Below are 24389 nucleotides of genomic sequence, written 5' to 3'. Positions count from 1 at the left end.
TTTTTTGCGACTCAAGGGAACCGGCCAAAAGGCGCCGGTGCACGTTTTGGGCGAATTTCGGCAAAGGGTTGCTCTTTCTGGGGTCTTTATCCCGGCGAGTTCCGCCGATCGCGATGCGCGGAATTTTGCCCCGCCATTCTTTGCGCAGCCACGAGGGCGAATCCGGCGTGTGTTGGCTGGAATTCTGCGATCTGCATGTCCCCCAGTGACGGCGCGATTGGTTTGCCTGTTTCTAAGGGGGTCCAATCAACGGACATCCAAAAAAACACAGGAGTGCCTCATGAAACTGATCAAAGCCCTGCCAATTGCCAGCCTTCTTTTGACCGCCCCGGCGTGGGCCGCCACTCAGGCGGATGCCAACGACGACGGTGTTCTGACACTGGAGGAGGTGCAGGCCGTCTTTCCTGAACTGGACGCCAGCAGCTTTGTTGCGATGGATCAGAATGCCGATGGTGTTCTGGACGGCGAAGAAGTGGGCGCCGCGCAAAAGGCCGGTCTGCTGCCTGAATCCGACGGCTAGGCCGATAGGAGTAAGGCGCGCAGTTCAATTAAGACCTGTGCGCCATTAAGTTAAATATTACAGTTAATTACGACGGTAAGTGAATGTTGAATGCCGCGCGGATCGCCTGATCCAGATCGGGTGAGAAGTTTGCAGGCGAGCGTTCCGCCAGGATCTGCAGCTTCTTGGCCGTGGCCTTTTGCACCAGATCGGGCTTGTCCAACTCTGCCCATTCCTTGGGCGAGGTACGATCGCCCAACGTGGGATAGACAAAGTCCTGCTGCATCCGGCTCAGCGTGGCATCGGTGCCCAGATAGTGCCCCGTGCCGCCCAGACAAACCTCGGCGATCTGGTCCAGGGCCATGGTTTCGTCCGTCACCTCGATCCCGCGCACACAGCGCAAGGCTTGTCCCAACAGATCGTCGCTTAAGATCAGGCTTTCAAAGCAGAACCCAAGCAGCGAGGCGTGCATGCCGGCAGCCTCGTACACCATGTTCAGCCCCGACAGGCCGGTCATGACAGCCGAACACATCTGCTCCCACCCGGCCTGCATATCGGGCAGCTTGGAATCCGCAGCGCCAGCCGCAGCCCCGCCCGGCAGGTCATAGAACCGGTGCATCTGCGCGCAACCTGCGCTCAACAACGCCTGTTCGCCAGACCCCACGGTCATCGCGCCGGTGCGCAGGTCCAGACCAAAGGGCCATGTGCCCATGATCGCCGGATGACCCGGCTTGACCGCGTTGACATAGACCAGACCGGCCAGACATTCGGCGGTCGCCTGCACAATGGCGCCTGCCACGGTGGATGGCGCCGTCGCTCCTGACATGCCCGCTGACAATAGCAGCACCGGCATACCGCCCTTGATGCATTCCTCCATCACTTCGCAGGCCTCGGTGGCGAACTTCATCGGTGGTACGACAAAACAGTTCGAGTTCGACATGAAAGGCCGTTCGCGCCACTTGTCCTCGCCGCCTGCAATCATGTGCAGCATTTCCAGTGCGGGTTTCACATAAGATGGCTCAGTGAACGAGGTGCCGATATGTTTGAAGGTGCCGGATGTGCAGGCATAGATCGTGTTCAGGTCCATCTCGCGATTGTCGGGGATGTCACGACACACCATCGGGCGTTGGACAAAGTGAATGTTATCAAGGTGCTGACAGATGCGCGCGGCGTCGTGCAGATCCTGCACCGTTGAATCGCGATAATTGCGCCCATCGGGGTCCACCATCGACACAGCCGCCCCGGCGGTGCCGTAGTGAACTTTGGCGCCGGTCAGATCAAGGTCGGTCTTGCCATCGCGGCTGTAGAGCGTGACGTCGCGGTTTGCTTTGGTCAGCATATCTTCGACCAGGGCGCGTGGGAACCGAATGCGGCCATCGTCGCCCAGGGTGCAGCCTGCATCCACCAGATAGTCGATACCGCTTTGGGGTGCATCGGCCAGGCCGATGGTTTCCAAAGCGTCCAGCGCGGCAGAGTGAATGCGTTCCATATCCTGCTGGCTGAGCAGGTTCAGCGCGCGGCTTTCCATGCCGTGGCGAATGGGGCGCAGGTGATCGGGCAGGGCGGCTGCACGGGCAGCACGGCGCGCGGCGCGTCCGCCGCTGCGCAAAGTGGATCGGGATTGGTCGTTCATGTCATTTGGTCCGATGTGAGTTGACTGGAGTTTTGCTTCAGATCAACTCGGGTCCGGTCGTCCCCGCGCGGCACGGCCACGATCCGCACCAATGGTGCGGCTCACCAGACAGATTTTACTCTGTTCTGCTTGCATGGCTCTCCCCTAAACTTCGGTCCATTTTTTCAAGAGGTGCATGGCTGATCTGTCCTATTTGCGACGCTGAAAGCGGTGATTTTGGGCAGGTTTTCGCCCGATGCGCGAAAACCTGCGGGAATTGCGCGGCACCTTGCACGCTTTCTGTCAGTCGTCTTGAAGCAGTTGGAATCCGTTTCCATCTCACTGTCACACGGCACGGGGATTGGTGCAAAGGTATGCTGTTAAACGGTAATCCCCGTGCGGTGTGCAAAGAAGATTGGAGTGTAAAATGAAACTCTTGGTTCCTGCAGTAACCTCAGTCGCGCTGCTTGGCGCGCCTGCCGCCATGGCCGCGGATTGGACTGGGCCTTATGCCGGTTTCAGCATCGGACATGCCGATGTTGACGGACCTGGCGCAGCCGATGGCAAAGAGACTACCTTTGGCGGTCACATCGGCTATGACTATGACTTTGGTGATTTCGTCGTTGGTAGCGAATTAGAGGTCACTCGCTTTGACCTTGGCCTGCCAGCAGGTGGAGGCACGGTCGACAATGTGGCCAACCTTAAACTGAAGGGCGGTTATGACTTCGGCCCCGCGCTTGGCTATGCCGTGGTGGGGGCCTCGCGCGCCTATACGTCGCTGGGAAACGAAAACGGCTATGTCTACGGTCTGGGTGTTGCTTATCAGGTGACCGAGCAGTTCACCGTGAGCGGTGAGGTTTTGCAGCACAAGTTCAGCAATGTGAGCAGCTCGACATCGGATCTGGATTCGGCGTCCGTGAATCTGCGCGCCTCGTTCCGGTTCTAGAGTTTTCAGCGTAACGAGTACCCCGGCGCGGCGATGTCCACCGCGCCGGTTTTCGCTACTGGGCGGCCACCGTGTTGGCCCGCTCGGTTGCAAAGGCACACAGCGTTTGCAACGCCTTGGCAAATTCCTCGTCTGCGATCGTCATCGCCACCCGGATGTGACCGGCCGCAGCCTGACCAAAACTCTCGCCGGGCATGACGGCAATGTGGTGGGCATCCAGCAAGGCATTGGCGAAGTCTTCGCCGCTCATACCCGTCGCTCGGACATCCAACATCAGATACATCGCGCCTTGCGCGGGCACCAGGCTGATCGTGTTCTGTCCGGCCAAGATGTCCTTGGCCAACAGCCTGCGGCGGCGGAATGGGGCGGCGACTTCGGCTTCCAGCTCGTCCCCCGCGTTCAGTGCAAAATCAGCAGCGTCCTGAATGAACCCGGGCACGCCATAAGTCGTATGGGTTGCCAGGTTGATCAGATGAGTGATCACCTCGGTCGGACCTACGATCCAGCCGCAGCGCGAACCGGTCATGGCGTGTGATTTCGACATCGAGCCAACCACCAACGTGCGTTCAGCCATGCCGGGCAGCGCGCGGGGCGAGATGTGCTCGCCCTCCCACACTTGCGTGTCATAGACCTCGTCTGAAATCAGCCACAGATCGCGCGCCTTGCAGACTTCGGCGATCCCGTCCAGCGTTTGGCGGGAATAGACAACGCCGGTGGGGTTGTTGGGCGAATTGATCAGTAGAGATACTGCGCCTTCAGCTGCGGCGTCGATGTCTGCTGCACGGGGTTGGAATGCGTCTTCGGCATGGGTTTGAACCGCCTTGGCGACAGCACCCACACCCCGGATCGTGCCGGGATAGGTCGCGTAGTAGGGATCAAGATAAAGCGCAGTATCGCCAGCATTGCAGGTCGCGGCGTGGGCCGCAAACAACGCGGCCTGGCCACCGGGGGTGATCATCACGTTGTCGGCTGTGGTCGGCACGCCGGTCTGTTCTTCGATCCGTTTCGCAACGGTTTCGCGCAACGAGGCCACACCGGGCACCATGGCATAACCTGTATGGCCGCCTTTGGCCGACGCATTCATCGCCGCCAGAATCGACGCGTGCGTGCCTATGTCATGCTCGCCGATGGTGAGCTCGGTAACCGGAACGCCCTCGGCCTTCATCCGGCGGGCACGATAAAACACGTCCCAGCCGTCCGACCCTCCGCCGGTCAAATGTGTGATGCGATGCGACAGCTGCATGTTTGTCTCCCTCAACTGGCCACCGGCGGAGAGGGGCAGAGCCGCGCTGATTTGTCAATTCCAGTTCTGCCAGGGTCGGCTCAAATTCCAAACCCATCGTCAGAACGCAGTGCACAGCGGTTCCCGTCCGGGTCGGTGAATTCTGCGGTGGTGCCCCAACCGTGGTGGCAGACCTTGGGGGTAATCCCCCGATCCTTCAGCTCCTGCACGGACACTGCGACATCTGGAACGTTAAACCGGAATTTCGTTGGGTTTTGGCCAATCGTCTTTGCGTGTGCAGATCCAACACCACCCTCTTCCACCATCAGATAGGTATCCCCCAGCCGAAAGGTCGTGAGCTGCTCGCCAGCCCGATCTATGCGATGCGACATGTCCAGCCCAAGCACGCGGCCATAGAAGTCGACGCAGGCGTCGTAGTTGTGGGTGAAAAGGATCACGCCAGCGGTGGTGAATTTCATGATCGCTCCTTGATGGTGAATTCGGGCAGGTGGAAGGAGCCTAGTGCCTCAAGTCGGGTTGAGGTCAATACGGAAGAGTTTGGATGCAACGCACTGGCGCGCGCTCGTGTTTCTACGTGGTGGCGGTGCACGGGGTGTGCACGCTTAGCACACGCCAAATGCAGGTTGATTTTCTGCATCTGCGAATAGCCGTACGTCAGGCGCGGGGTGCCAGGGTCGCCTGCAGCTTTTTGGTCAACCCGGACCGCACAATGTCATAGCTCGCCTCAAGACGGTGGCGCATTTCGTCCGCGTCCGTGTCCCACGGCAACCTGATCCAGCTGCGGTGGAAATAGGGGGCTTTCACGCCGACACCGGCCTCGATCAGCATCTGCGCCGTCTCGATGTCAGGTGTCTTGACCGAAACCCCGTCGCCCATCGAGCCCACACAAGCAAACATCTTGCCGCCCACCTTCCACGCATCATGACCACCACCCCAGGGGTCCGACAGTTCGGCTCCGGGAAAGGGTTCACAGATGGCATTGACGATCTCTCGGCTCATGTTCGGCAGTGTGACTTAAGGAAGACGTTCACTCAAGACTTGGCGGATTGATCGGGCCATGTTATGCGGGACACATGAACCAGACCATTTGCATCATTATCTGCTGCATTACCTGCTGACATCGTCGCGGGCTGGTTTCTTTCGTTTTCATTTACAAGACAACTTGCTAAGCCCGCGGCCATAAGCGCCCTGTGGTGACCCGAGCCTGTTCCTGAGGATCAAAGACATGACGACGATCAAACTGCACAACACCAAGAGCCGGACAAAAGAGGATTTTGTTCCGATCGATCCTGAAAACGTGCGGATGTATGTCTGTGGGCCCACTGTCTATGACCGCGCCCATCTGGGCAACGCACGTCCCGTGGTGGTGTTTGACGTACTCTATCGTTTGCTGCGTCATGTTTTTGGCGCGGAACACGTCAAATACGTGCGCAACTTCACCGACGTGGACGACAAGATCAACGCCACTGCCCAGACCCGCAAAGAGGCCGGAGCCGCGGGCACATTAGAAGAGTTGGTGCGCGAACGAACCGAAGAGACCATTGATTGGTATCTAAAGGATATGGGCGCGTTGGGGGCGATGGAACCCAACCACATGCCGCGCGCAACACAGTACATTGCCCAGATGATTGCGATGAACGAAGACCTGATCGCCAAAGGTCATGCCTATGCTGCCGAGGGGCACGTGCTGTTTGCCGTGGATTCATGGAAAGAACATTACGGCAAACTTTCGGGCCGCTCGGTCGATGACATGATCGCAGGCGCGCGGGTCGAAGTCGCGCCGTATAAAAAGAACCCGATGGACTTTGTGCTGTGGAAACCGTCGACCGATGAACAGCCCGGTTGGGACAGCCCTTGGGGCCGGGGCCGTCCGGGCTGGCACATCGAATGCTCGGCTATGGCCGAAGATCTACTGTGGAAACAGCCGCTTGAACGGGGCCTTCTTTCAGAAGCGGCATTGGCTAAGCCCCATACTTTCGACATTCATGGGGGCGGTAATGACTTGATGTTCCCGCACCACGAAAACGAGATTGCGCAAAGCTGCTGCGCGCATGGAGACGATACTTTCGCTAACTACTGGCTGCACAACGAGATGCTGCAGGTCGAGGGCAAAAAGATGTCCAAGTCGCTTGGCAACTTCTTCACCGTCCGCGACCTGTTGGATCAGGGCGTGCCGGGTGAGGTGATCCGCTTTGTGTTTTTGCAGACCCACTATCGCAAGCCGATGGATTGGACTGAGAAGAAGGCAAAGGAGGCACGACAGACGCTTACCAAAATAGCTCAAGTTCTTGGTCGTCCGGGACTTGAAAAAAACCGGCCCAATCAATCCTTTGGTGAACTACCTCAAGAGTTTTTGAGTGCACTTGCGGACGATCTGAATACGCCGCTCGCGATTACTCACGTCCGAAAGTACTTAAAGAATGCTCAAATTTCCGAGCTGGCGGCGGCGTTAGAGATTTTGGGTTTCGCTCCCGAGAGAATTGTTGAGAAGTTCCAGCAGTTTCATATGACTACGCTTGGGAGCAACATTGGGGCAAACGTTGGGTTAGAAGTTTCCGACAACGTTTCTGAACGAATTGCCGAAACGCTTGTTGAGCTGGCTCTGCGTTTTCAAGAACTACGATCTGATGCAATGCAAACAAAGAACTTTTCAGAGTTGGATGATTTCAAATCAGTGCTTGTTAACGCAGGCTTGGAGGTGAGGATGAGTCGAGATTCTGTTGAGCTAGTTCCCGCTTCAGATTTTGATTCTTCGAAACTGGAGAACATCTAGCCACTGTCCCGCCCGGGCTAGCCCGGGCAGCGCCCGACCGCCCCCATGGGCGGGCGCTTTGCACCCACCCGCGGCCGGGCACTGCCCGATCTAGCCAGAGAGCCAGAAGAATGACCAAGGAACGCCTTTATCTTTATGACACCACCCTGCGTGACGGGCAGCAGACGCAGGGCGTGCAATTCTCGACCGCCGAGAAGGTGCAGATTACACAGGCGCTCGATTCCCTTGGTATTGACTACATTGAAGGCGGCTGGCCCGGGGCGAACCCCACTGACAGCGCCTTTTTTGACGAGGTCCCAAAGACCCGCTCGATGCTGACCGCCTTTGGCATGACCAAACGCTCGGGCCGCTCAGCCGCCAATGACGATGTGCTGGCGGCGGTGCTGAACGCGGGCACGGGTGCTGTCTGTCTGGTCGGTAAATCGCATGACTACCACGTGACCGAAGCGCTTGGCATTCCGTTGGAAGAAAACACCGACAATGTCGCCGCATCCATGGCACATATCGTCGGACAGGACCGCGAGGCGTTGTATGATGCCGAGCATTTCTTTGACGGCTACAAGGACAACCCCGAATATGCGATCTCGGTCTGCAAGGCGGCGCTGGAGGCTGGCGCGCGGTGGATCGTTCTGTGTGACACCAATGGCGGTGCATTACCGTCCGAAGTGGGCCGGATCGTGTCCGAAGTCATCACCGCCGGAATTCCCGGCGACCGGCTGGGCATCCACACCCACAACGACACCGAACAGGCGGTGGCCTGCTCGCTGGCAGCGGTGGACGCAGGCGCGCGGCAGATCCAGGGGACGCTCAACGGCCTTGGCGAACGCTGCGGCAACGCCAATCTGACTGCGCTGATCCCGACGCTGCTGCTGAAGGAGCCTTATGCCAGCACGTTCGAGATCGGCGTGAGCCATGAAGCGCTGGCCGAATTGACGCGCATCAGCCGGATGCTCGATGACATCCTGAACCGGGTGCCATCGAAACAGGCGGCTTACGTGGGGGCCTCGGCTTTTGCGCATAAGGCAGGGCTGCATGCGAGCGCGATCCTCAAGGACCCGTCGACCTATGAACACGTCGACCCCAGCGTGGTCGGTAATGCGCGTATCATCCCGATGTCGAACCAGGCCGGACAGTCGAACCTGCGTAAGCGTCTGGCGGATGCGGGTATGAGCGTGGAAAAGGGCGACCCCGCCTTGGGCCGCATTCTGGAACGGATCAAGATGCGCGAAGGCGAAGGGTATTCCTATGACACCGCGCAGGCGAGCTTCGAGCTGTTGGCGCGCGAAGAGTTGGGGCAGTTGCCGCGGTTCTTTGAGGTCAAGCGCTACAAGGTCACGGTCGAGCGGCGCAAGAACAAATACAACAAGATGGTCAGCCTGTCCGAGGCGGTTGTCGTGGTGAAGGTGGATGGCGAGAAAAAGCTCTCGGTCAGCGAAAGCATGGATGACACTGGCAGCGACCGGGGACCGGTGAACGCGCTGGCCAAGGCGCTGGCCAAGGATCTGGGGCAGTACTCTGCGGCCTTAAGTGACATGAAGCTGGTCGATTTCAAGGTACGGATCACCCAAGGCGGGACCGAGGCCGTCACGCGCGTCATTATCGACAGCGAAGACGGGCAGGGGCGACATTGGTCGACTGTCGGGGTCAGTGCAAATATCGTTGACGCCTCGTTTGAGGCGCTGCTGGACGCGATCCAATGGAAATTGATCCGCGACGTCGCGGGTTGAGCATCGTCGCAGGAGCAGCAGATTATGGAATTTGATGCGGATCTGAACGCCTGCGCGGCCCTGGTCGAAAAGGCAGACCCCGAGCGGTTTCGCGCGGCGATGGCTGCGCCCGTGGCGGCGCGGGCGGTGCTCTTTCCGCTCTATGCCCTGAACGTCGAAGTCACGCGCGCCCCGTGGGTTACGCAAGAGCCGATGATCGCTGAAATGCGCCTGCAGTGGTGGCGGGACGCCCTGCAGGAAATCGCAGATGGTGGCCCTGTACGGCGGCATGAAGTCGTGACGCCCCTGGCCGGTGTCCTGTCTCCGCATCTGGCAGCAATCTTGGACGAGTATGTTTCTGTAAGGCGTTGGGATGTATACAAAGATCCTTTCGAGGATGGTGGGCATTTCGATCGTTACATCACTTGCAGTTCCGGCAATCTGATGGTGGCAGCGGCTCAGGCCCTGGGTCCTGCTGAGGGTGAGGTCGTACAGGATTTTGCCTACGCAGTCGGTATCGCGGGATGGTTGCGAGCCATCCCTGAGCTAGAGGCACGCGGGCGGATACCGTTGCTTGATGGCACGCCGAATGCTGTGAGAACGTTGGCGGAAAGGGCGTTAGACCGGCTGGTCAAGGCGCGGACCAATCGGTGGGCCGTATCTGCTCCGGCGCGTGCAGCGTTGTTGGCGGGATGGCAGGCAGAGAGTGTGTTGAAACGGGCGATTGCTAATCCCGGAAGCGTTGCTGCAGGGGATTTGGCGCTCGGTGAGGTCAGCACTCGCCTGCACTTGGCTTGGGTTGCGGCCAGTGGACGGTGGTGAATTGCAATGGGGCTTGTTCAAACATTTCGAATATGGATGTATTTTCCTTGAAATGACACGGTTCACCTCAAAGGGGCCCATGTGACTGATTTCGAGACGCGCGAACGGGCTTGGATTGCCCTCAATCGGGTAAGGACACGTATTTATCGCGATGTTGAGCGCGCGCTTGTTACCGCGGGTCTGCCTAAGCTCAATTGGTACGATGTCCTGTGGGAATTGGAGCAGCATCCCGATGGGTTGCGCCCGGTCCGGTTGGAAGAGCGATTGTTGTTCGATCAATCCAGCTTTTCGCGCCAGGTGGTGCGTATGGCTGAAGAGGGGCTGCTGACGCGCGAGAAGGCCGCAGATGACAGGCGTGGCAAGGTTCTGCGGATCACGGCCAAAGGGCGTGAGATACGTGCCCGGATGTGGGTTATCTACCGTCCGCACATTGATGCAGGCATGCTATCCGCGATCGAGACGGGATGTCTCGACATTGTCAATGGTGTGTCTCGCAAGAACTGACGCACGTCAGTTGCCGCATTAACCGGTCGACGAATACCGCGGAAGTCATCCGGTTCCGTATCGCGGTGCCGCGCCGCGCCGCAGGCGAGGCGCTTGGCCCAACTGAGCAAGGGCCCGTCAGGGCATGTAGCGAGGGCGGGAGCGTCTCGAGATCTAGCATTAGGCCTCTTTCGGACGCAAAACCAGCCAGATCAACGCGCCGCCTGCCAACACCAAGAAGGGACCCATCGCCAGGTTAACGGCTGTCCACCCCTCGGTCGGTGAGCCGCCCGAGCAGTTCATCAACCCGCCCGAAGCGAGCGAGGCTACGGTCACACCGCCAAACACCAACAGGTCATTCAGGCCTTGCATACGACCCCGTTCGTGCGGTTCATGTGCACCTGCCAGCATGGTGGTGGCCCCGATGAACCCAAAGTTCCAGCCAAGCCCCAGCAGGATCAAAGCGATGAAGAAATTGCCGATGTCTACGCCTTGCAGGGCTACGGCGCCGGCACCGGCGAGGATGACAAGGCCGGTGGCCACGATCTTTTCCACGCCGAAGCGGGCGATTAGGTGGCCGGTGAAAAAGCTGGGTGCAAACATTGCCAAGACGTGGCTGGTTACAACATCCGCAGCATCTCCTTCGGTATAGCCGCAGCCCACGACCGCCAAGGGGGTCGAGGTCATGACCAAGTTCATCAGCGCATAAGACACCATGGCACAGATTACGGCGACCGCGATGCGTGGAGTGGTGATCAGCTCCCACCGGGTACGACCCTTCGGGGCGTCTTCTGCCGGGGCTTCGGGTTTGGGAATGTTTATGAAAAAGAACAGGAGCGAGCCGATGATATTGATCGCGATCACCGTCAGATATGTGCCCATAAAGGGCACCACAAAGGCCTGGCTGGTGGCCTTGACCAACTGCGGGCCAATGACGGCGGACACCAGTCCGCCCGCCATAACATAGGAAATCGCTTTGGGGCGAAATGCCTCGGACGCGGTGTCTGCGGCTGCAAAGCGATAGAACCCTTGCGCGCTCATGTAGATTCCGGTCAGGAAACTGCCGAGCAGGAAAATCGGGAATGATCCCAGATAAAGGCCATAGGCTCCGACCAGACCGCCCGCGGCCCCTCCGGCACTGCCGATCAAAAAGCCTGAACGACGGCCCCATTTCTGCATGATCGCTGAAATTGGCGTGGCCGTCAGCATCGACCCCAGAACGATCAGCGAGATCGGCAAGGTGGCGAGGCAAACGTTGCTGGCCAGCGACTGACCTGCCAGGCCTCCAATCGTGAAGATCATCGGCATCTGCGCCCCCAGCAAGGCTTGGGCGGCGACAAGAACAGCAACATTGCGCTTGGCGCGGCTGTCATCTGTAGGTGATGGGGTCGGGGCAGCGGTCATGGTCATGTCGCATGCGTAACCTTGAAATTGTTTGCGCACAAGCGGGTTGAAACGTGGTGTGATGCAGGTAGGGTGCAGGACGGCTGGTTAGGGATGAATATGACCAACATCGGACGCATTATTGAAACGCCAGAGTGTGTCATTGAGGGTGCGGATTGGTTGCGAGAAGCCTGCCCACGCATGGCTTTTGCCATGGATCAAACCGGGCCGTTGCCCCTCCGCCGCAGACCGGACGGGTTTGAACAGCTCCTGAGTGCAATTGTCAGCCAGCAAGTGAGCGTTGCCTCTGCCAATGCGATCTGGAAACGTATGAAAGAAGCGCGCCTGACCGGGCCGCGCAAGATTATGTGGGCCACCGACAACGACCTGCGCGCCGCAGGTTTGAGCCGCCAGAAAATGCGTTACGCGCGCGCGATGGCCGAGGCTCGCATTGATTTCAAAGCCTTGCGAATCGCAGCCGATGACGAGGTAATTGCGGTTTTGACCGAAGTTTCAGGCATTGGTGTTTGGACGGCCGAGATCTATGCAATGTTTTCGCTGGGGCGGGCAGACGTCTTTGCGCACGGTGACCTGGCCCTGCAAGAGGCCGCGCGGGTTCTTTATAACTTGCCGGATCGACCAAAGGAAAAAGAGATGCGGGCCATCGCCGAAGCATGGTCTCCATGGCGCTCGGTTGCAGCGCGGGTTTTGTGGGCCTATTACCGCGTTGCCAAAGACAGGGAAGGTATCAGATGACCAGAGTTTTGAACGCGCTTCGCAAGGAGCCGATTTCGAGCAGTACACGCTCGGTTGTGGTGTTCGTGCACGGCTATGGGGCCAACGGCGCCGATTTGCTGGGGCTGGCCGATCCTTTGGCCGAACATCTGCCGGATACTCTGTTTGTGTCGCCCGATGCGCCCGAGCAGATCCCCGGAATGCCCAATGGGTTTCAGTGGTTCCCAATTCCCTGGATCGATGGCTCGTCCGAGGAAGAAGCGATGCGCGGCATGGCGTCAGCGGTCGATGACTTCAATGCTTTTCTGGACGCGCTGATGGTGGACGAGGATGTTCTGCCCGAGCAGGTGGTTTTGTTCGGCTTCAGCCAAGGCACGATGATGAGCCTGCACGTGGCACCGCGCCGCGAAGATCCCGTTGCCGGGATCGTGGCTTTCTCGGGCCGGTTGCTCAGCCCCGAAACGTTAGAGGACGAGGTTGTCAGCCGGATGCCAATCTTGTTGGTGCATGGCGATGCTGACGATGTGGTACCTCCGCAATCGCTGCCCGAGGCAGCCGAGGCGCTGCAAGCTGCAGAGTTCAAAGAAGTCTTTGCGCACGTCATGAAGGGCACAGGCCACGGTATTGCGCCGGACGGGCTGAGCGTCGCGTTGGCCTTTATGCGTGACAAGCTGAGCCTCTAACCATGACACTGACCGTCCGCCCGATGATGCCGGATGATGCGGCTGAAAGCTGCCGCATACTGAACGAAATAATCGAGGCGGGCGGAACCACGGCGCGTGAGATCCCGTTCTCCGAATCCCTGTTCCGCGAGAACTTTCTCGCTGGTCTTGACCAGGTGTGTTGCCACGTTGCCGTCAATGCAGACACAGAGGTTGTAGGATTTCAATGGTTGGGCGTCTCCGAGGATTTGCCTCCGGATTGCGCCGACATTGCCAGTTTCGCCCGGCAAGATCCGGTTGTGCGCGGCGTCGGTCGGGCCTTGTTTGCTGAAACCGCGCGGGTGGCACGCAAACTGGGGTATGCTCAGATCAACGCCACAATCCGCGCCGACAATGTGCCGGGACTAAGCTATTATGCTAAGATGGGGTTTCAGGATCATTCTGTGGCCCACGGCCGACCGTTGAGGGATGGGACGCCGGTTGATCGCATCTCGAAGCGTTTTGTTCTGAGCCGTCAGTAAGCTTGCCTTACGGGATAGACTGGGAGCACTCCCGCCCCCGATTCATGCCCTGACGGGCTTTTACGGCGTTGGGCCGGGCGCCTCGCCTGCGGCGAGGCGCGGCACCGTGGAACGCAAGCGTCATTGGGTTGTTAGCGACGCCGGTGCGTTTTGCGGTGATCCTTGCCACTTGGACGAGACTTTGCCTCGATCACGGGAACCTGCAGCTCGTCCCAGGCACCGCTCTTTAACCCGTCCAAGGTCCACGCCCCGATGCCGTAGCGGATCAATCGCAGTGTTGGATGTCCGACGGCTGCTGTCATGCGCCGGACTTGCCGATTGCGGCCTTCGAATATGGTCAATTCGATCCAGGTGTCTGGGATGGATTTGCGCGTCCGAATAGGTGGCGTCCTGGCCCACAGGTCTTGTGGCTCATTCATTTGCCGAGCCTTGGCAGGGCTCGTCACGCCATCTTTGAGCTCGATCCCCTCTCGCAGGGCCTCGAGGGTGTGGGGATCTGGGCTACCTTCGACCTGAACCCAATACGTCTTGGGCATCTTGTGCTTGGGGTCAGAAATCTGCGCTTGAAGCTTGCCGTCGTCGGTCAACAGCATCAACCCCTCGCTGTCGCGGTCCAACCGCCCGGCAGGATAAACACGGGGCACATCGACGTAATCTGACAATGTGCTGCGAGGGCTGTCGGCATTGGCCCGGTCGGTAAACTGAGGCAATACGTCAAAAGGTTTGTTGAAGCGGATCAATCGGGTCATGGCGCCTTGCATAGCGCGCGGATGGTGGGGTCTGCAAGCTGTGGATAACTGTCACATGCCCGTCACGGAATCGGCATAACAATCCGCGATATATTGTGGAAATTCGGGGCTTGTCAGAGCTTTGCCACGATATATAGTTGTGGGTAAGCTGGGGCGGGGATCCCCGCCTTGGTGTCCTATGAACGGGCAGAGCAGGGCGAGGAGAGAGTCTTTGATGGACGGTGACTTCAGGACAGAATTTGTGCGCGAACCGGGCGCGTTGAAACAGCATCCCGCGCTGGTCCTGAACGCGGACTATCGGCCATTGTCCTATTATCCGCTGTCACTGTGGCCCTGGCAGGACGCGATTAAAGCCGCCTGGCTGGACCGGGTGGATATTGTCGCCGAATATGACGAAGTTGTGCGAAGTCCGTCGACTGAAATCAGAATACCCTCGGTTGTTGTTCTGAAGGATTTTGTCAAACCCAGAAAGCGCGTGGCCTTCACGCGCTTTAATTTGTTCTTGAGGGACGAATTCTGCTGCCAATACTGTGGTGCGCGAGGCGATCTGACGTTTGATCACGTGGTGCCGCGGGCCTCTGGCGGTGTGACGAGTTGGGAAAACGTGGTTGCGGCCTGCAGCCCTTGCAACCTGCGCAAAGGGTCCAAATCGCTGCGTCGCGCTGGCATGTCTCTGCGCAAGCCACCGCGTCAGCCGCAGGCCGAGGAGCTGCGCAATGTCGGTCGCAAGTTTCCACCCAACCATCTGCACGACAGTTGGATGGATTTTCTGTATTGGGACGCCGAACTGGACGCCTGATCCGGGACGAGGGCACTGCCTCCGCCGTATTTTCAACGAGAAGAAACAGGGACGGGTCAGCTCGGCGCGGCGCGCTGCAGCATGCCAAACAGGTCTCGCGGGTCATCGGGGTCTGCAAGCAGGTCTAGCGCGTGGTAGAGACCTGTTTGCTTCAGCTGATCGCGGACGTATCGCAAGGCGCTGAAGTCTTCGATCGCAAATCCGACGCTGTCGAACAGGGTAATCTGGCGGTCGGATGTGCGGCCCTGATGCTGGCCAGTGACAACCTGCCAGAATTCTATTACGGGGTGATCGCCGTCCAACTGCTGAATTTCGCCCTCAATCCGTGTTTGGGGTGGGTATTCGACGAAGATGTCCGAACGTTGCAGGATGCCCGGCGCGAGTTCCGTTTTGCCAGGGCAGTCGCCGCCGATAGCATTGATGTGCACGCCCGAGCCGACCATGTTGTCCGTGAGGATGGTGGCGTATTGCTTGTCCGCCGTGCAAGTGGTCAGGATTTGCGCGCCTTGGATGGCCTCTTCGGGAGAGGTGCAGGACACCACATCGATACCATGTGCGGCCAGATTGGTGGCGCATTTGCGAGTGGCGGCGGGATCGGTGTCGTATAGGCGTACGCTTTTCAGGCCGCAGATCGCTTTCATCGCCAGCGTCTGAAATTCGGACTGTGCCCCGTTGCCGATCATGGCCATCGTGTCCGACCCTTTGGGTGCCAGATGTTTGGCCACCATGGCCGAGGTGGCCGCCGTGCGCAGGGCGGTCAGCATGGTCATTTCACTCAAGAGAACCGGATAACCCGTTGCAACATCCGCCAAAAGGCCAAAGGCTGTTACGGTCTGCAACCCCTCACTGGTGTTCTTAGGGTGGCCATTGACGTATTTGAACCCATAAACCTCGCCGTCCGATGTTGGCATCAACTCTATCACGCCTTCGGTCGAATGGCTGGCCACACGGGGCGTCTTGTCGAACAACTCCCAGCGGTGAAAATCGACCTCGATATAGTCTGCGATGCCACGCAACATTGGCTCCAGCCCGATCTGGTGGATCAGCTGCATCATGTGGTCGACGGATACGAAGGGCACGAGGGCCTTGTCTGAAGGGGTCATGCTGCTTTCCTTTCGGGGCGGCGTGTCAAGTGGATGCCGGCGATCATGCAGCGGACCGAGCCGCCGGCGTTTTCGAGTGTTGGGATCGACAGGGGAACCGGGGTGGCCGAGCGTTCGATGATGTTGATCTGATCGGGACGTAGGACGTCGAGCGCGCGCGATGACAAGGCCAGAATGCGGGAATGGCCAGTCAGTTCGATTGCGTTGCCCGCGAAACTCTCGATTTGTTCAGCCGTCAGGTCGATGACCTCTCGGCCCGTTTCGACCAACCGGTCAACGACAGTCTGCCTGCGCTCCCGGTCTGGGATCAGGCCCAGACCGACCATCGCAAAGCCGGTCCCGATGCCCATCAGAACGTTCGTGTGATAGATCGCCTGGCCCGAGGTATCCTGGGCGTCAAAGGCGATGGGTTCATAGTTGAAATGGGTGCAGAACCGTTCCAGCACCACTGGATCGGCGCGGTTGGATTTGGCGACAAAAGCGATGCGTCCAATGTGATCCAGTACCATCGCACCAGTACCCTCCAGTGCAAGACCATCGTGTTCCAACCCACTGTAATCGATAACGTCCGACACGCGGAAATCACGCTTGAGCATGTCGATGACATCCGAGCGCCGCTCGCGTTGGCGGTTCTTGGCGAACATCGGGAACAGGGCCACATGGCCGCCCGCATGGGTGGAAAACCAATTGTTCGGGAAGACGCTGTCAGGCGTGTGGCGGGTTCCGAAGTCCTCGAACACATTCACATCTACGCCGTGGTTGCGCAGGGTGCGGACAGCTGTGTCAAACTCGTCGCGGGCCATTTGCGACACATCCTCGTGCGTTGCCGTTTGAAATGCGTTGTCGCCTTGAGTTTCGGGATTCGAACAGAACGCATGAGGACGGATCATGACCACCGATCGTGGTGCCTGCAGCAGGTTCATGGAAAGCTCTGCGTGGGGCGGTCAAAGACGCGTCGCCCTAGCGAGGAGGCGGCCAGATCGACCATGACCTGCGCGGTGCGACCGCGTTCGTCCAGGAATGGATTCAACTCCACCAGATCCAAAGACGTCATCAGCCCGCTGTCACAGATCATTTCCATGACCAGGTGGCCCTCACGGATAGTCGCACCGCCGGGAACCGTGGTGCCTACGGCCGGTGCGATTGAGGGGTCCAGGAAATCGACATCCAGCGATACATGAAGAAAGCCGTTCTGTTCGGCGACCGTTTCCAGGAACGCAGCCAGGGGTTTGGCGATACCGCTTTCGTCGATCTCTCGCATGTCGTGGAATCGGATCTGGCTGTTTTGCAACGCGTCCCGTTCGGCGTTGTCGACCGAACGCAGACCAATGATGCAGATGTTTTCCTGTAGAACCGGATTGGTGATCACCGGGAATCCGGCAAACCCTCTACGCCCAGTGACATAACCCAAGGGCGTGCCATGCAAATTGCCTGAACCAGAGGTTTCCGGCGTATGAAAGTCGCTGTGTGCATCCAGCCAAAGCACGAACAATGGGCGGTCTTCCTTGGCGGCGTGGTTGGCCGCACCCGCCACACTGCCCAGAGCGAGCGCGTGGTCCCCGCCCAGAAAGATCGGCAGGCCGCGCGGCATCGTCTCTTCTGCGGTGCGGATCAGGCGGTGCGTCCAACCGACGGTCTTGTTGGGTTGGTGCAGATGCGTGCCACCGGGTTCGGTTGGATGCGATGCGGGCGTCAAATTGCCCAGATCCTCGACCGTGTGACCCAAATCGCTCAGCGCCTCTGTCAGACCTGCCGTGCGATAGGCGTCCGGCCCCATCAGGCAGCCCGCACGACGCTTGCCGCTGTCGACCGGAGCGCCGATCAAAATGCAATGTTTGGCGTTCATGAAAAACCTCGAAAATCAGTGTTTCATCCAATTTCTGTCCGAATTGGGTTGAATTACAGAGATAATTTTGATCAAAACGAAGTTAATATGGTCAAATTGGAGATCTGGTGTGGACAAAACGGATGAACGACTGATTGCAGCCCTACGCCATGATGCACGGGCTTCCTTGTCGGATCTGGCCCTGCAACTCAAGCTGTCCCGTACAACTGTCCGCGCGCGGATCGAACGGCTGATTCAGCGTGGCGATGTGTTGGGCTTTACCGTGGTCCTGAAAGAGGACGTGCTGCGTGATCCGGTTCGCGGCCTCATGCTGATCGGGATCGAGGGGCGCGGAACCAACCGCATCACCCGGGCGCTGCAAGGCTTGAAAGAGGTACGCGCGGTCCATTCCACCAACGGTCGATGGGACCTGATTGTTGAATTGGGCACCGAAACCCTGGAAGAGTTGGATCATGCTCTCGCAAAAATCCGCATGTTCGAGGGCGTGCAGAGCAGCGAAACCAACCTGCTGCTCTCGACCAAGAAATCGACTTAGCGGGACGCGCGGGCAGCAGCGAACCAGATCGCCGCCAGCCCCAATGAAATCAACGCATTCCAGCTGGCCATAGACAGGGTGAACAGCTCCCACGGGACTTCGTCGCAGCGGGTCAGGGGGGCTGACATGATCTGTTCCATCAACTGTTCGGGTGTCAACCCGCCGATGGGGCCGGATGTGCAGGTCGACGGTCCCTCCCACCAGCCGCGTTCAACGCCGGTGTGATAGAGGCCGATGCCCGACGTTGCCAGCGCCGCAAACCCGCCAAGCAGGGGCAGCCAGCGGCCCGTCAGGAATACCGCCAGTATGCCGATCACAATTGCAGCGGCATGCGGATACCGCTGCCAGTAACACATTTTGCAGGGTGCCATTTCGCCGATGTATTGAAACCCCCATGCGCCAAGCAGCATGGCGGCCGACCCGGCGGTGGCGGTCAGGATCAGGGATGTACGTGAGCTCATAAGAATTTAACCACGGCAAACCCTCCGACAAGGAGGAGGATGAACAGGGTGAACATCAGTCCCAGCCGTTTTTCGATGAAATCACGGATCGGGGCGCCAAAAGCCCACAAGAGGCCTGCCACGATGAAGAAGCGCAGCGCACGCGCCAGAATCGAGGTGGCAATAAAGGTGCCAAGCGGCATAGCAGTCCAGCCCGACATGATGGTGATGACCTTGTACGGAAACGGCGTGACGCCAGCGGTCAGAACAGCCCAGAACCCAAAATCATTGAACTTGGTGTTGAAGGCTTCCATCGCCTCGGCCTTACCCATTGCGGCCAGGATCGGCTGCCCGATGCTTTCATAAAAGAACGCGCCGATCGCATAGCCCAGCATGCCGCCCAGAACCGAAGCAACCAAGGCAACTGTCGCGATCAGAAACGCCCGGTTGGGGCGCGCCAGAATCATCGGAATCATCAGGACATCAGGCGGGATGGGAAAGAATGAGCTTTCGATAAAGGCCACGCCGGCCAGCACCCACAAGGCATGCGGATGTTCCGCCAGAGCAATCGTCTTATTGTACAGGCGCTGCAGCATAATGGTAATCAACTCTTGCTCTTAATCTGAATGCCGGGAAAACATGATCAGGCAACGGGGTCAAGCGGTTGGGATTTGAACTTCCTGCAGTTTGCCGCTTTTTGCCTCTGGACCTTCCCGAACAACACCGCTAATTCAGTGCGAAGTGGCCCAAGTGGCGGAATGGTAGACGCAGGGGATTCAAAATCCCCCGCCTTCACGGGCGTGAGAGTTCGAATCTCTCCTTGGGCACCAAATTGACCTCCTAAGAAAATGGGGGTTTAGGCCGCATTCCACGCAATTTGTCGTTAAGAAAAATCGCTCCCGTTGGGGACGAACCGGACATTTCAGAAGCGTTTAGGCTGGTCAAACATGGATTTCAGCGCCGCGACGGAGTCAAATAGTACGTCACGGACGATCTGTGTGGGCTCGATCCACGGGACGCTTTTTTGGCGGACGTGTCGAAGACGCTTCGCCAATATCGAACTTTGCACAGTCCTGCGCGTGACATAAAGCTCGAACGGCCGTGTTTCGTGAAAACTTCACAAGGGCAGACCATTTTTAGGAGGAGGTGAGGCCGCCTGAAACTTATTCAGATTGGTTCAAGTCGGACAGCTTCGCGGCTGCTTGCTGAAGCGGCCTGATGAAGTCGACAATTTGCTCCAGCGAGCACCGCATGACCGGAGCATGAACTGACAAAGTCGCCAACATCCTGTTTTGCGGATCAAGGATCGGAACAGCGATTGCCGCCATACCTGTCATGAACTCTTCGTTGTCCTGCGAATATCCGCGTTCGCGCGTCTCGGTCAATTCCTGGCGCAACAATTCGGGATCGGTCGTAGTTTGCTCGGTCAGCTTTTCCAAAGGTTTGGCCGACAGAACACCGTTCAGGGTGGCCGGGCGCAATGAGGACAAATACATCTTGCCGCTGGCGGTGCAGTGAAACGGAACTTGGGTTCCGACCGGAAGCTGGATGCGCAGGGGCCATTTGGTTTCGACCCGGTCGAGATAGGTCATACCTTCGCGGTCGGGGGTGGCCAGGTTGATGGTTTCCCCAATTTCTTCGGCTGCGGCCTTCATGATGGCCAATCGCGCTGTACGGATCCGCTCGGATGACATCGTGTTGACCGCCAGCGCGCGGAGGCGATCACCGGGCCCAAAGGAACGACCATCCATGTCACGTTGCAAAAAGCCTTCGGCTTCTGCGGTCTGCAGAAGCCGATGGATCGTAGGTTTGGGCAGGCCGATCGTGTCGATCAGGTCGGCCGGTTTGACTGACACTCCAAGGCGCGCAACTTCTTCCAGTATCCTCAGAAGCCGAAGGTTGGTCGGGATCTGATGTTCTTTCGAAGATGTCGCGTCTTCAGGCATCGCGTCTCATTTCTATCTGTTCGGCAACAGCACTAGTGCCAGATCCGGTACAAGCGACACAAGCACCCACACAAAGATCAAGGCCGCCAAGTAAGGTACGGTATATCGAAGCAGACGGAAATATGGAACACCGGTCACGCCCGACGCCACATAGAGGTTCAACCCATAGGGCGGCGTGATGAAGCCGATGGATGCGCCCACAAGGAAGATCACCGAAAAGTGGATCGGATCAATGCCGACCGAGGCCGCGATTGGCGCCAGAATTGGGGCCAGAATGATCGTCACCGGTAGGCTTTCCAGAACCATACCTGAGAAGAACACGATGGCCATCGAGGTGAAGAGCACCGCGTGGTATCCGCCCATCGAGGTCACGAAATCACCGATGGTCTGCTGCGCGCCCAACAAGGACATGATCTGTTGCATCACCACGGACACCGCGATCAGGGGCGCAAGAATGCCGCTGATCTGGGCTGAACGCACGACGATCGATGGGATTTCGGGCAGGGTGAAGCCTTCAACCGCGAACATTTCGGCAAAGCTTTTGTCCGAGATCTGTTTGTCTTTGTCAGCGCCCATCATCTTGTTGACGGGATAGCTCACCAGACCCGCAAAGATGCAGAAGCCCACGGTCACGCCAGCTGCCTCGGTCGGAGAGAACTTGCCGGTGTAGATGCCCCAGAGCACCAGACCAATGGCAAAGAAACCCAGCCATGCACCGAATGCGGTTTTCAACACTCGGTTCAATTGCAGAGGGATCAGATAACCCCAGCCGTTGATGCGGCAGATGATCCAGCAGGCCAATTGCATACCGACAACCATAAGCGTACCGGGTAAGATACCGGCGACGAACAGGTCCGAAATTGGCAGGTTCATCAAGAAGCCGTAGACAATAAAGATGATCGACGGCGGGATGATGATGCCGACGGTGCCACCCGCAGCCGCAGTGGCCGCCGAGAAGCGTTCGTCATATCCGCCTTTGACCATCTCGGGGTGAAGCATCGAACCGATAGTGGCCGTGGTGGCCGAGTTCGACCCCGAGATCGCAGCAAATAGACCGCAAGCCCCCAGCGAGGCCATGGCCAAACCACCGCGCAGCCAGCCAAGGCAGGCATAGGCAAAGTCCGATAGCCTTTTGGCGATGCCTGACTTGTTGATCAGGTCCCCGGTCAGGATGAACAAAGGCATGGCCATCAGCGCAAAACCGTCCTTGAAGACGTTCAGCATCTCGGCACCGGTGTTATCAAGCGTCAGATCCAGCACAAAGCTGCACCCCACGACCCAGTAAAAGATGATCAGCAGCACCGGCGTGCCCATCATGAAAAGAAAGGTCACGCTCAGCGAGATGATCGTAATCCAGGTTGCATCGGTCATCAGGTGTCCCCCCCGATTACGGCTTGCTCGATCATCGGACCGTCGCCGCGATACTTACCGAAATCTTCGATCATGTTTTCGATGGCGCGTGTGGCCAGCAGGATAAAGCACATCGGCATCGTCAGGATGAACCACCAGCGCATGATGTCATCTGTGCCCAGAACGATGGCGAAATTGTCATAGGTGTTGACTGTGACGCGGGCCGTTGTCGTGACGACAATGATGCAAAAGACCAACCACAAGATGTTGTCAGCCGTTAGCCAGAACAGTTGTCCTTTGCGGCCTAGTTTGGTGCGGAACTCGGAAAAGCTCAGATGCGTGCGCAGACGGATGTTAAAGGTGCATCCGTACCACGCCATAATCATGAACAGCAGCGGCGGGATCGTGGTCGACCAGGGGGCCTGAACAGAAAACACAAAACGCTGAATCACGCCAACAAAGATGATCACCGCCATCACGATATAACAGTAAACGACGATGGTACGTTCGGGCGTGCGTTCTAGTAGGATCAGCAGCACCGGAATGATCACGACCAACAGCCGCAGATTGTCGCCGGTAATGGTGTTCAGCACATTGGCGATTGGATCCAGAAACGCCGCTGCCAGACCCAGGGTCAGCATCAAGGCGATGATCGGATGAGTGAACCGCGTTGCGGAATATCCCAACCGCTCTTCCAAACCCATGGCCAGCTTTTCGCGATAGTAAAAGATAACAGCGCCGATCAAGGTCAGCGGTCCAAATACAAGCCACGCTGCGTCCGAGCGATAGGCCTTTACGACTTTGAAGTTGATGTCCCCTGTCACGGTGGCCGTGACAATAGTGGACATATCCGCCCAGATTGACATCTGGTGCCCCTCCCATTTTCATAAATACGTCCGTCGCCGTGCATTTGCCACAATTACGGACAAATGAGCTGGCCTCGAAACCCGAGGCCAGCTCCAATACCTTAGTGGTAGATTAAGATTTCCACCAACGACGGGGTTCGACGTTCTCGGGCAGCGTGTCCTCGGGGATTGTACGTACTTCGTCGTAAATCTCCTGATAGGTGTCAGCGCCACCTTGCCAACCGTTGATCCGCTCGCGCCATTGCTCCCAAAGCTGGGGCTGGAATTCAGGCGAACACATCTCTTCGGCCTTGCGCAGCTCTTCCTTGGACAGGAAGGCATTGCGCACGTTGTTCTTGGCAAAGATGGTGTCCGGCAGTTGCGGATCGGACATGCCGACCGTTTTGACCAGGGCCGCCTCGTTCGCCGCCTGAACATGGGTTTGCGCCCAATAGGCGGATTCCATAACCGCATCCTGCAGCTCGCCACCCAGGCCGTCAAAGACCTCGGCTGACATCGCTGTGTGCTCGGTCCCGCAGAAGAAGTTCAGGTGAACCGACTGCGACACAACCGGCGACATGTTGGCATACGCCACAGCCGACGCCCAGGTTTCCGCACCATCAATCAGGCCCTGCTTCAGGCCATCCAGTGTTTCTTCCCATGCAACCGGAACCGGGTTCAGGTTCAGAGCCGTCATAGCGATCCGCCCCAACTGAGTACCCGTGACACGGTTCTTGGTGCCAAACAGCTGCTCGACGCTGGTCACCGTGGGTTTGTCCTCCCACGACAGACCCAACTGGATCCCGCGCAGTTCCGCATGGCTGAACAGGAATTTTAGACCATGGCGACGCTCATACGGCTCACGCAGCAGTGCTTGCGACTTGGGCGAATAGAGGAAGTGATACTGATCCGCGCGGTTACGGAACATGTACGCGTAATCCAGAACGTTCAGATACGGCGCACCACCTGCCGAGTTCTGAGTGGAGGCTGCATAGATGTCGACAATCCCCTGCTGGGTCTTCTCAACACAAGACACCTGACCGCAAATCTGGTTGTTGCCGATGAACTCAACGCGGATCTCACCGTCGGTGCGGCTTTCCAGATCGCGTGCGAATTCCAACGCTCCCGCACGTTCGATCAGCAGGTTCTGAGGGTTAAACCCAGCTGCACCGAATTTCAGCGTGTGTTTGGCCGGCTTGGCGAAACGCTTTTCATAAGTCGATTCTGCCGCGTTTCCCAGGTTGGCCAAGCTCATAGCCCCCCCGAACGACCCTGCAGCCAACAATGTCGAGCTTAGCCCATACTGCCCCGCGACCTTGAACAGGTCGCGCCGCGATAGGTGGCTCAGCTTATTTCCGATACTCATTAGTTCTCCTCCCTGAGTGTCAATT

At 58.2% G+C, this 24389-nt stretch carries 26 protein-coding genes and 1 tRNA gene; 12 read left to right on the top strand and 15 right to left on the bottom strand.

Annotated elements, in window-relative coordinates:
* Positions 1 to 280: 280 nt before the first annotated feature.
* Positions 281 to 520, top strand: a complete 240-nt coding sequence (locus G6R15_RS07460) for a hypothetical protein (protein ID WP_164659148.1) — start codon at positions 281 to 283, stop codon at positions 518 to 520.
* Positions 521 to 587: 67 nt separating this feature from the next.
* Here the strand turns inward: G6R15_RS07460 and G6R15_RS07455 are convergent, their stop codons facing one another.
* The gene (locus G6R15_RS07455) at positions 588 to 2132 is read right to left on the bottom strand and encodes a trimethylamine methyltransferase family protein (RefSeq protein ID WP_164659147.1); all 1545 of its coding nucleotides are present in this window, start codon (positions 2130 to 2132) and stop codon (positions 588 to 590) included.
* Positions 2133 to 2538: 406 nt separating this feature from the next.
* On the opposite strand from G6R15_RS07455, the gene G6R15_RS07450 reads away from it, so the two are divergent.
* A complete protein-coding gene (locus G6R15_RS07450) occupies positions 2539 to 3057 on the top strand; it encodes an outer membrane protein (protein ID WP_164659146.1) in 519 nt (172 codons plus the stop codon).
* Positions 3058 to 3112: 55 nt separating this feature from the next.
* On the opposite strand, the gene G6R15_RS07445 is transcribed toward G6R15_RS07450, so the two are convergent.
* From G6R15_RS07445 to G6R15_RS07435, 3 genes are all read right to left on the bottom strand, one after another.
* Positions 3113 to 4300 (bottom strand): pyridoxal phosphate-dependent aminotransferase, encoded by a 1188-nt coding sequence (locus tag G6R15_RS07445; RefSeq protein ID WP_164659145.1) that lies wholly within the window; start codon positions 4298 to 4300, stop codon positions 3113 to 3115.
* An 80-nt stretch (positions 4301 to 4380) separates the two neighbouring features.
* A complete protein-coding gene (locus G6R15_RS07440; RefSeq protein ID WP_164659144.1) occupies positions 4381 to 4758 on the bottom strand; it encodes a VOC family protein in 378 nt (125 codons plus the stop codon).
* 196 nt (positions 4759 to 4954) lie between these two features.
* On the bottom strand, positions 4955 to 5299 hold the full coding sequence (locus G6R15_RS07435) for an MmcQ/YjbR family DNA-binding protein (RefSeq protein WP_164659143.1): 345 nt from the start codon (positions 5297 to 5299) through the stop codon (positions 4955 to 4957).
* A gap of 226 nt (positions 5300 to 5525) precedes the next feature.
* On the opposite strand from G6R15_RS07435, the gene cysS reads away from it, so the two are divergent.
* The 4 genes from cysS (at position 5526) to G6R15_RS07415 (ending at position 10105) form a co-directional block, all read left to right on the top strand.
* On the top strand, positions 5526 to 7073 hold the full coding sequence (gene cysS / locus G6R15_RS07430) for a cysteine--tRNA ligase (RefSeq protein ID WP_164659142.1): 1548 nt from the start codon (positions 5526 to 5528) through the stop codon (positions 7071 to 7073).
* Between the two features lie 110 nt (positions 7074 to 7183).
* Positions 7184 to 8800 (top strand): citramalate synthase, encoded by a 1617-nt coding sequence (gene cimA / locus G6R15_RS07425; RefSeq protein ID WP_164659141.1) that lies wholly within the window; start codon positions 7184 to 7186, stop codon positions 8798 to 8800.
* Positions 8801 to 8824: 24 nt separating this feature from the next.
* Positions 8825 to 9601 carry a squalene/phytoene synthase family protein gene (locus G6R15_RS07420; protein WP_164659140.1) on the top strand — a complete coding sequence of 259 codons (777 nt, stop codon included), beginning with the start codon at positions 8825 to 8827 and terminating at the stop codon, positions 9599 to 9601.
* 81 nt (positions 9602 to 9682) lie between these two features.
* Positions 9683 to 10105 (top strand): MarR family winged helix-turn-helix transcriptional regulator, encoded by a 423-nt coding sequence (locus G6R15_RS07415; RefSeq protein WP_164659139.1) that lies wholly within the window; start codon positions 9683 to 9685, stop codon positions 10103 to 10105.
* A 159-nt stretch (positions 10106 to 10264) separates the two neighbouring features.
* On the opposite strand, the gene G6R15_RS07410 is transcribed toward G6R15_RS07415, so the two are convergent.
* On the bottom strand, positions 10265 to 11494 hold the full coding sequence (locus tag G6R15_RS07410; protein WP_164659138.1) for an MFS transporter: 1230 nt from the start codon (positions 11492 to 11494) through the stop codon (positions 10265 to 10267).
* A gap of 87 nt (positions 11495 to 11581) precedes the next feature.
* Between G6R15_RS07410 and G6R15_RS07405 the strand changes: the two genes are divergently transcribed.
* From G6R15_RS07405 to G6R15_RS07395, 3 genes are read left to right on the top strand one after another with little or no spacing between them, the layout of a single operon-like run.
* Positions 11582 to 12223 carry a DNA-3-methyladenine glycosylase gene (locus G6R15_RS07405; protein ID WP_240336679.1) on the top strand — a complete coding sequence of 214 codons (642 nt, stop codon included), beginning with the start codon at positions 11582 to 11584 and terminating at the stop codon, positions 12221 to 12223.
* Positions 12220 to 12885: an alpha/beta hydrolase gene (locus G6R15_RS07400; RefSeq protein WP_164659136.1), complete on the top strand. Its 666-nt coding sequence runs from the start codon at positions 12220 to 12222 to the stop codon at positions 12883 to 12885. The genes G6R15_RS07405 and G6R15_RS07400 overlap by 4 nt, the downstream gene beginning before the upstream one ends.
* Before the next feature lie 2 nt (positions 12886 to 12887).
* A complete protein-coding gene (locus tag G6R15_RS07395; RefSeq protein ID WP_205520479.1) occupies positions 12888 to 13385 on the top strand; it encodes a GNAT family N-acetyltransferase in 498 nt (165 codons plus the stop codon).
* Positions 13386 to 13516: 131 nt separating this feature from the next.
* Here G6R15_RS07395 and G6R15_RS07390 read toward each other — a convergent pair whose 3' ends face one another.
* A complete protein-coding gene (locus G6R15_RS07390; protein WP_164659135.1) occupies positions 13517 to 14134 on the bottom strand; it encodes a pseudouridine synthase in 618 nt (205 codons plus the stop codon).
* Positions 14135 to 14348: 214 nt separating this feature from the next.
* Between G6R15_RS07390 and G6R15_RS07385 the strand changes: the two genes are divergently transcribed.
* Positions 14349 to 14933, top strand: coding sequence for an HNH endonuclease (locus tag G6R15_RS07385; RefSeq protein WP_164659134.1), 585 nt, complete (start codon positions 14349 to 14351; stop codon positions 14931 to 14933).
* 56 nt (positions 14934 to 14989) lie between these two features.
* Here the strand turns inward: G6R15_RS07385 and G6R15_RS07380 are convergent, their stop codons facing one another.
* Genes G6R15_RS07380 through rocF form a run of 3 tightly spaced genes read right to left on the bottom strand, consistent with a single transcriptional unit; the run spans position 14990 to position 17882 of the window.
* Entirely contained in the window at positions 14990 to 16036 is a 1047-nt protein-coding gene (locus G6R15_RS07380) for an ornithine cyclodeaminase (RefSeq protein WP_164659133.1), read from the bottom strand.
* Positions 16033 to 16959, bottom strand: coding sequence for a citrulline utilization hydrolase CtlX (ctlX, locus tag G6R15_RS07375; RefSeq protein WP_164659132.1), 927 nt, complete (start codon positions 16957 to 16959; stop codon positions 16033 to 16035). Before ctlX ends, G6R15_RS07380 begins: the two co-directional genes overlap by 4 nt.
* A complete protein-coding gene (gene rocF, locus G6R15_RS07370; protein WP_164659131.1) occupies positions 16956 to 17882 on the bottom strand; it encodes an arginase in 927 nt (308 codons plus the stop codon). Before rocF ends, ctlX begins: the two co-directional genes overlap by 4 nt.
* 109 nt (positions 17883 to 17991) lie before the next feature.
* On the opposite strand from rocF, the gene G6R15_RS07365 reads away from it, so the two are divergent.
* Positions 17992 to 18417: an Lrp/AsnC family transcriptional regulator gene (locus G6R15_RS07365; RefSeq protein WP_164659130.1), complete on the top strand. Its 426-nt coding sequence runs from the start codon at positions 17992 to 17994 to the stop codon at positions 18415 to 18417.
* Here the strand turns inward: G6R15_RS07365 and G6R15_RS07360 are convergent.
* Together G6R15_RS07360 and G6R15_RS07355 are read right to left on the bottom strand one after the other, a co-directional pair.
* A complete protein-coding gene (locus tag G6R15_RS07360; RefSeq protein WP_164659129.1) occupies positions 18414 to 18878 on the bottom strand; it encodes a disulfide bond formation protein B in 465 nt (154 codons plus the stop codon). The two genes, G6R15_RS07365 and G6R15_RS07360, sit on opposite strands and share 4 nt — an antisense overlap.
* Positions 18875 to 19453, bottom strand: a complete 579-nt coding sequence (locus G6R15_RS07355) for a YqaA family protein (RefSeq protein WP_164659128.1) — start codon at positions 19451 to 19453, stop codon at positions 18875 to 18877. The genes G6R15_RS07360 and G6R15_RS07355 overlap by 4 nt, the downstream gene beginning before the upstream one ends.
* Positions 19454 to 19601: 148 nt before the next feature.
* On the opposite strand from G6R15_RS07355, the gene G6R15_RS07350 reads away from it, so the two are divergent.
* A tRNA-Leu gene (locus G6R15_RS07350) sits at positions 19602 to 19687 on the top strand.
* Positions 19688 to 20020: 333 nt separating this feature from the next.
* On the opposite strand, the gene G6R15_RS07345 is transcribed toward G6R15_RS07350, so the two are convergent.
* The 4 genes from G6R15_RS07345 to G6R15_RS07330 form a co-directional block, all read right to left on the bottom strand.
* Entirely contained in the window at positions 20021 to 20803 is a 783-nt protein-coding gene (locus G6R15_RS07345) for an IclR family transcriptional regulator (RefSeq protein WP_164659127.1), read from the bottom strand.
* Between the two features lie 12 nt (positions 20804 to 20815).
* Positions 20816 to 22174 (bottom strand): TRAP transporter large permease, encoded by a 1359-nt coding sequence (locus tag G6R15_RS07340; protein ID WP_164659126.1) that lies wholly within the window; start codon positions 22172 to 22174, stop codon positions 20816 to 20818.
* Entirely contained in the window at positions 22174 to 23019 is an 846-nt protein-coding gene (locus G6R15_RS07335) for a TRAP transporter small permease (protein WP_164659125.1), read from the bottom strand. The genes G6R15_RS07340 and G6R15_RS07335 overlap by 1 nt, the downstream gene beginning before the upstream one ends.
* A gap of 112 nt (positions 23020 to 23131) precedes the next feature.
* Complete coding sequence (locus tag G6R15_RS07330) at positions 23132 to 24364, bottom strand: TRAP transporter substrate-binding protein (protein WP_164659124.1); 1233 nt, start codon at positions 24362 to 24364, stop codon at positions 23132 to 23134.
* Between the last annotated feature and the right edge of the window lie 25 nt (positions 24365 to 24389).

It is taken from the genome of Tropicibacter sp. Alg240-R139 (genome assembly GCF_900537075.1).
Classification (GTDB): domain Bacteria; phylum Pseudomonadota; class Alphaproteobacteria; order Rhodobacterales; family Rhodobacteraceae; genus Falsiruegeria.
This window is presented reverse-complemented; position numbering and strand designations above follow the sequence as displayed.

Coding starts and splice junctions, on each gene's coding strand:
- G6R15_RS07390 (WP_164659135.1), bottom strand. CDS start 14,134: ATGACCCGATTGATCCGCTTCAACAAACCTTTTGACGTATTGCCTCAG.
- G6R15_RS07460 (WP_164659148.1), top strand. CDS start 281: ATGAAACTGATCAAAGCCCTGCCAATTGCCAGCCTTCTTTTGACCGCC.
- ctlX (WP_164659132.1), bottom strand. CDS start 16,959: ATGAACCTGCTGCAGGCACCACGATCGGTGGTCATGATCCGTCCTCAT.
- G6R15_RS07400 (WP_164659136.1), top strand. CDS start 12,220: ATGACCAGAGTTTTGAACGCGCTTCGCAAGGAGCCGATTTCGAGCAGT.
- G6R15_RS07455 (WP_164659147.1), bottom strand. CDS start 2,132: ATGAACGACCAATCCCGATCCACTTTGCGCAGCGGCGGACGCGCCGCG.
- G6R15_RS07405 (WP_240336679.1), top strand. CDS start 11,582: ATGAATATGACCAACATCGGACGCATTATTGAAACGCCAGAGTGTGTC.
- G6R15_RS07440 (WP_164659144.1), bottom strand. CDS start 4,758: ATGAAATTCACCACCGCTGGCGTGATCCTTTTCACCCACAACTACGAC.
- G6R15_RS07395 (WP_205520479.1), top strand. CDS start 12,888: ATGACACTGACCGTCCGCCCGATGATGCCGGATGATGCGGCTGAAAGC.
- G6R15_RS07380 (WP_164659133.1), bottom strand. CDS start 16,036: ATGACCCCTTCAGACAAGGCCCTCGTGCCCTTCGTATCCGTCGACCAC.
- G6R15_RS07450 (WP_164659146.1), top strand. CDS start 2,539: ATGAAACTCTTGGTTCCTGCAGTAACCTCAGTCGCGCTGCTTGGCGCG.
- G6R15_RS07445 (WP_164659145.1), bottom strand. CDS start 4,300: ATGCAGCTGTCGCATCGCATCACACATTTGACCGGCGGAGGGTCGGAC.
- G6R15_RS07385 (WP_164659134.1), top strand. CDS start 14,349: ATGGACGGTGACTTCAGGACAGAATTTGTGCGCGAACCGGGCGCGTTG.
- cysS (WP_164659142.1), top strand. CDS start 5,526: ATGACGACGATCAAACTGCACAACACCAAGAGCCGGACAAAAGAGGAT.
- G6R15_RS07355 (WP_164659128.1), bottom strand. CDS start 19,453: ATGCTGCAGCGCCTGTACAATAAGACGATTGCTCTGGCGGAACATCCG.
- G6R15_RS07335 (WP_164659125.1), bottom strand. CDS start 23,019: ATGTCAATCTGGGCGGATATGTCCACTATTGTCACGGCCACCGTGACA.
- G6R15_RS07340 (WP_164659126.1), bottom strand. CDS start 22,174: ATGACCGATGCAACCTGGATTACGATCATCTCGCTGAGCGTGACCTTT.
- G6R15_RS07330 (WP_164659124.1), bottom strand. CDS start 24,364: ATGAGTATCGGAAATAAGCTGAGCCACCTATCGCGGCGCGACCTGTTC.
- cimA (WP_164659141.1), top strand. CDS start 7,184: ATGACCAAGGAACGCCTTTATCTTTATGACACCACCCTGCGTGACGGG.
- G6R15_RS07345 (WP_164659127.1), bottom strand. CDS start 20,803: ATGCCTGAAGACGCGACATCTTCGAAAGAACATCAGATCCCGACCAAC.
- rocF (WP_164659131.1), bottom strand. CDS start 17,882: ATGAACGCCAAACATTGCATTTTGATCGGCGCTCCGGTCGACAGCGGC.
- G6R15_RS07360 (WP_164659129.1), bottom strand. CDS start 18,878: ATGAGCTCACGTACATCCCTGATCCTGACCGCCACCGCCGGGTCGGCC.
- G6R15_RS07420 (WP_164659140.1), top strand. CDS start 8,825: ATGGAATTTGATGCGGATCTGAACGCCTGCGCGGCCCTGGTCGAAAAG.
- G6R15_RS07410 (WP_164659138.1), bottom strand. CDS start 11,494: ATGACCATGACCGCTGCCCCGACCCCATCACCTACAGATGACAGCCGC.
- G6R15_RS07435 (WP_164659143.1), bottom strand. CDS start 5,299: ATGAGCCGAGAGATCGTCAATGCCATCTGTGAACCCTTTCCCGGAGCC.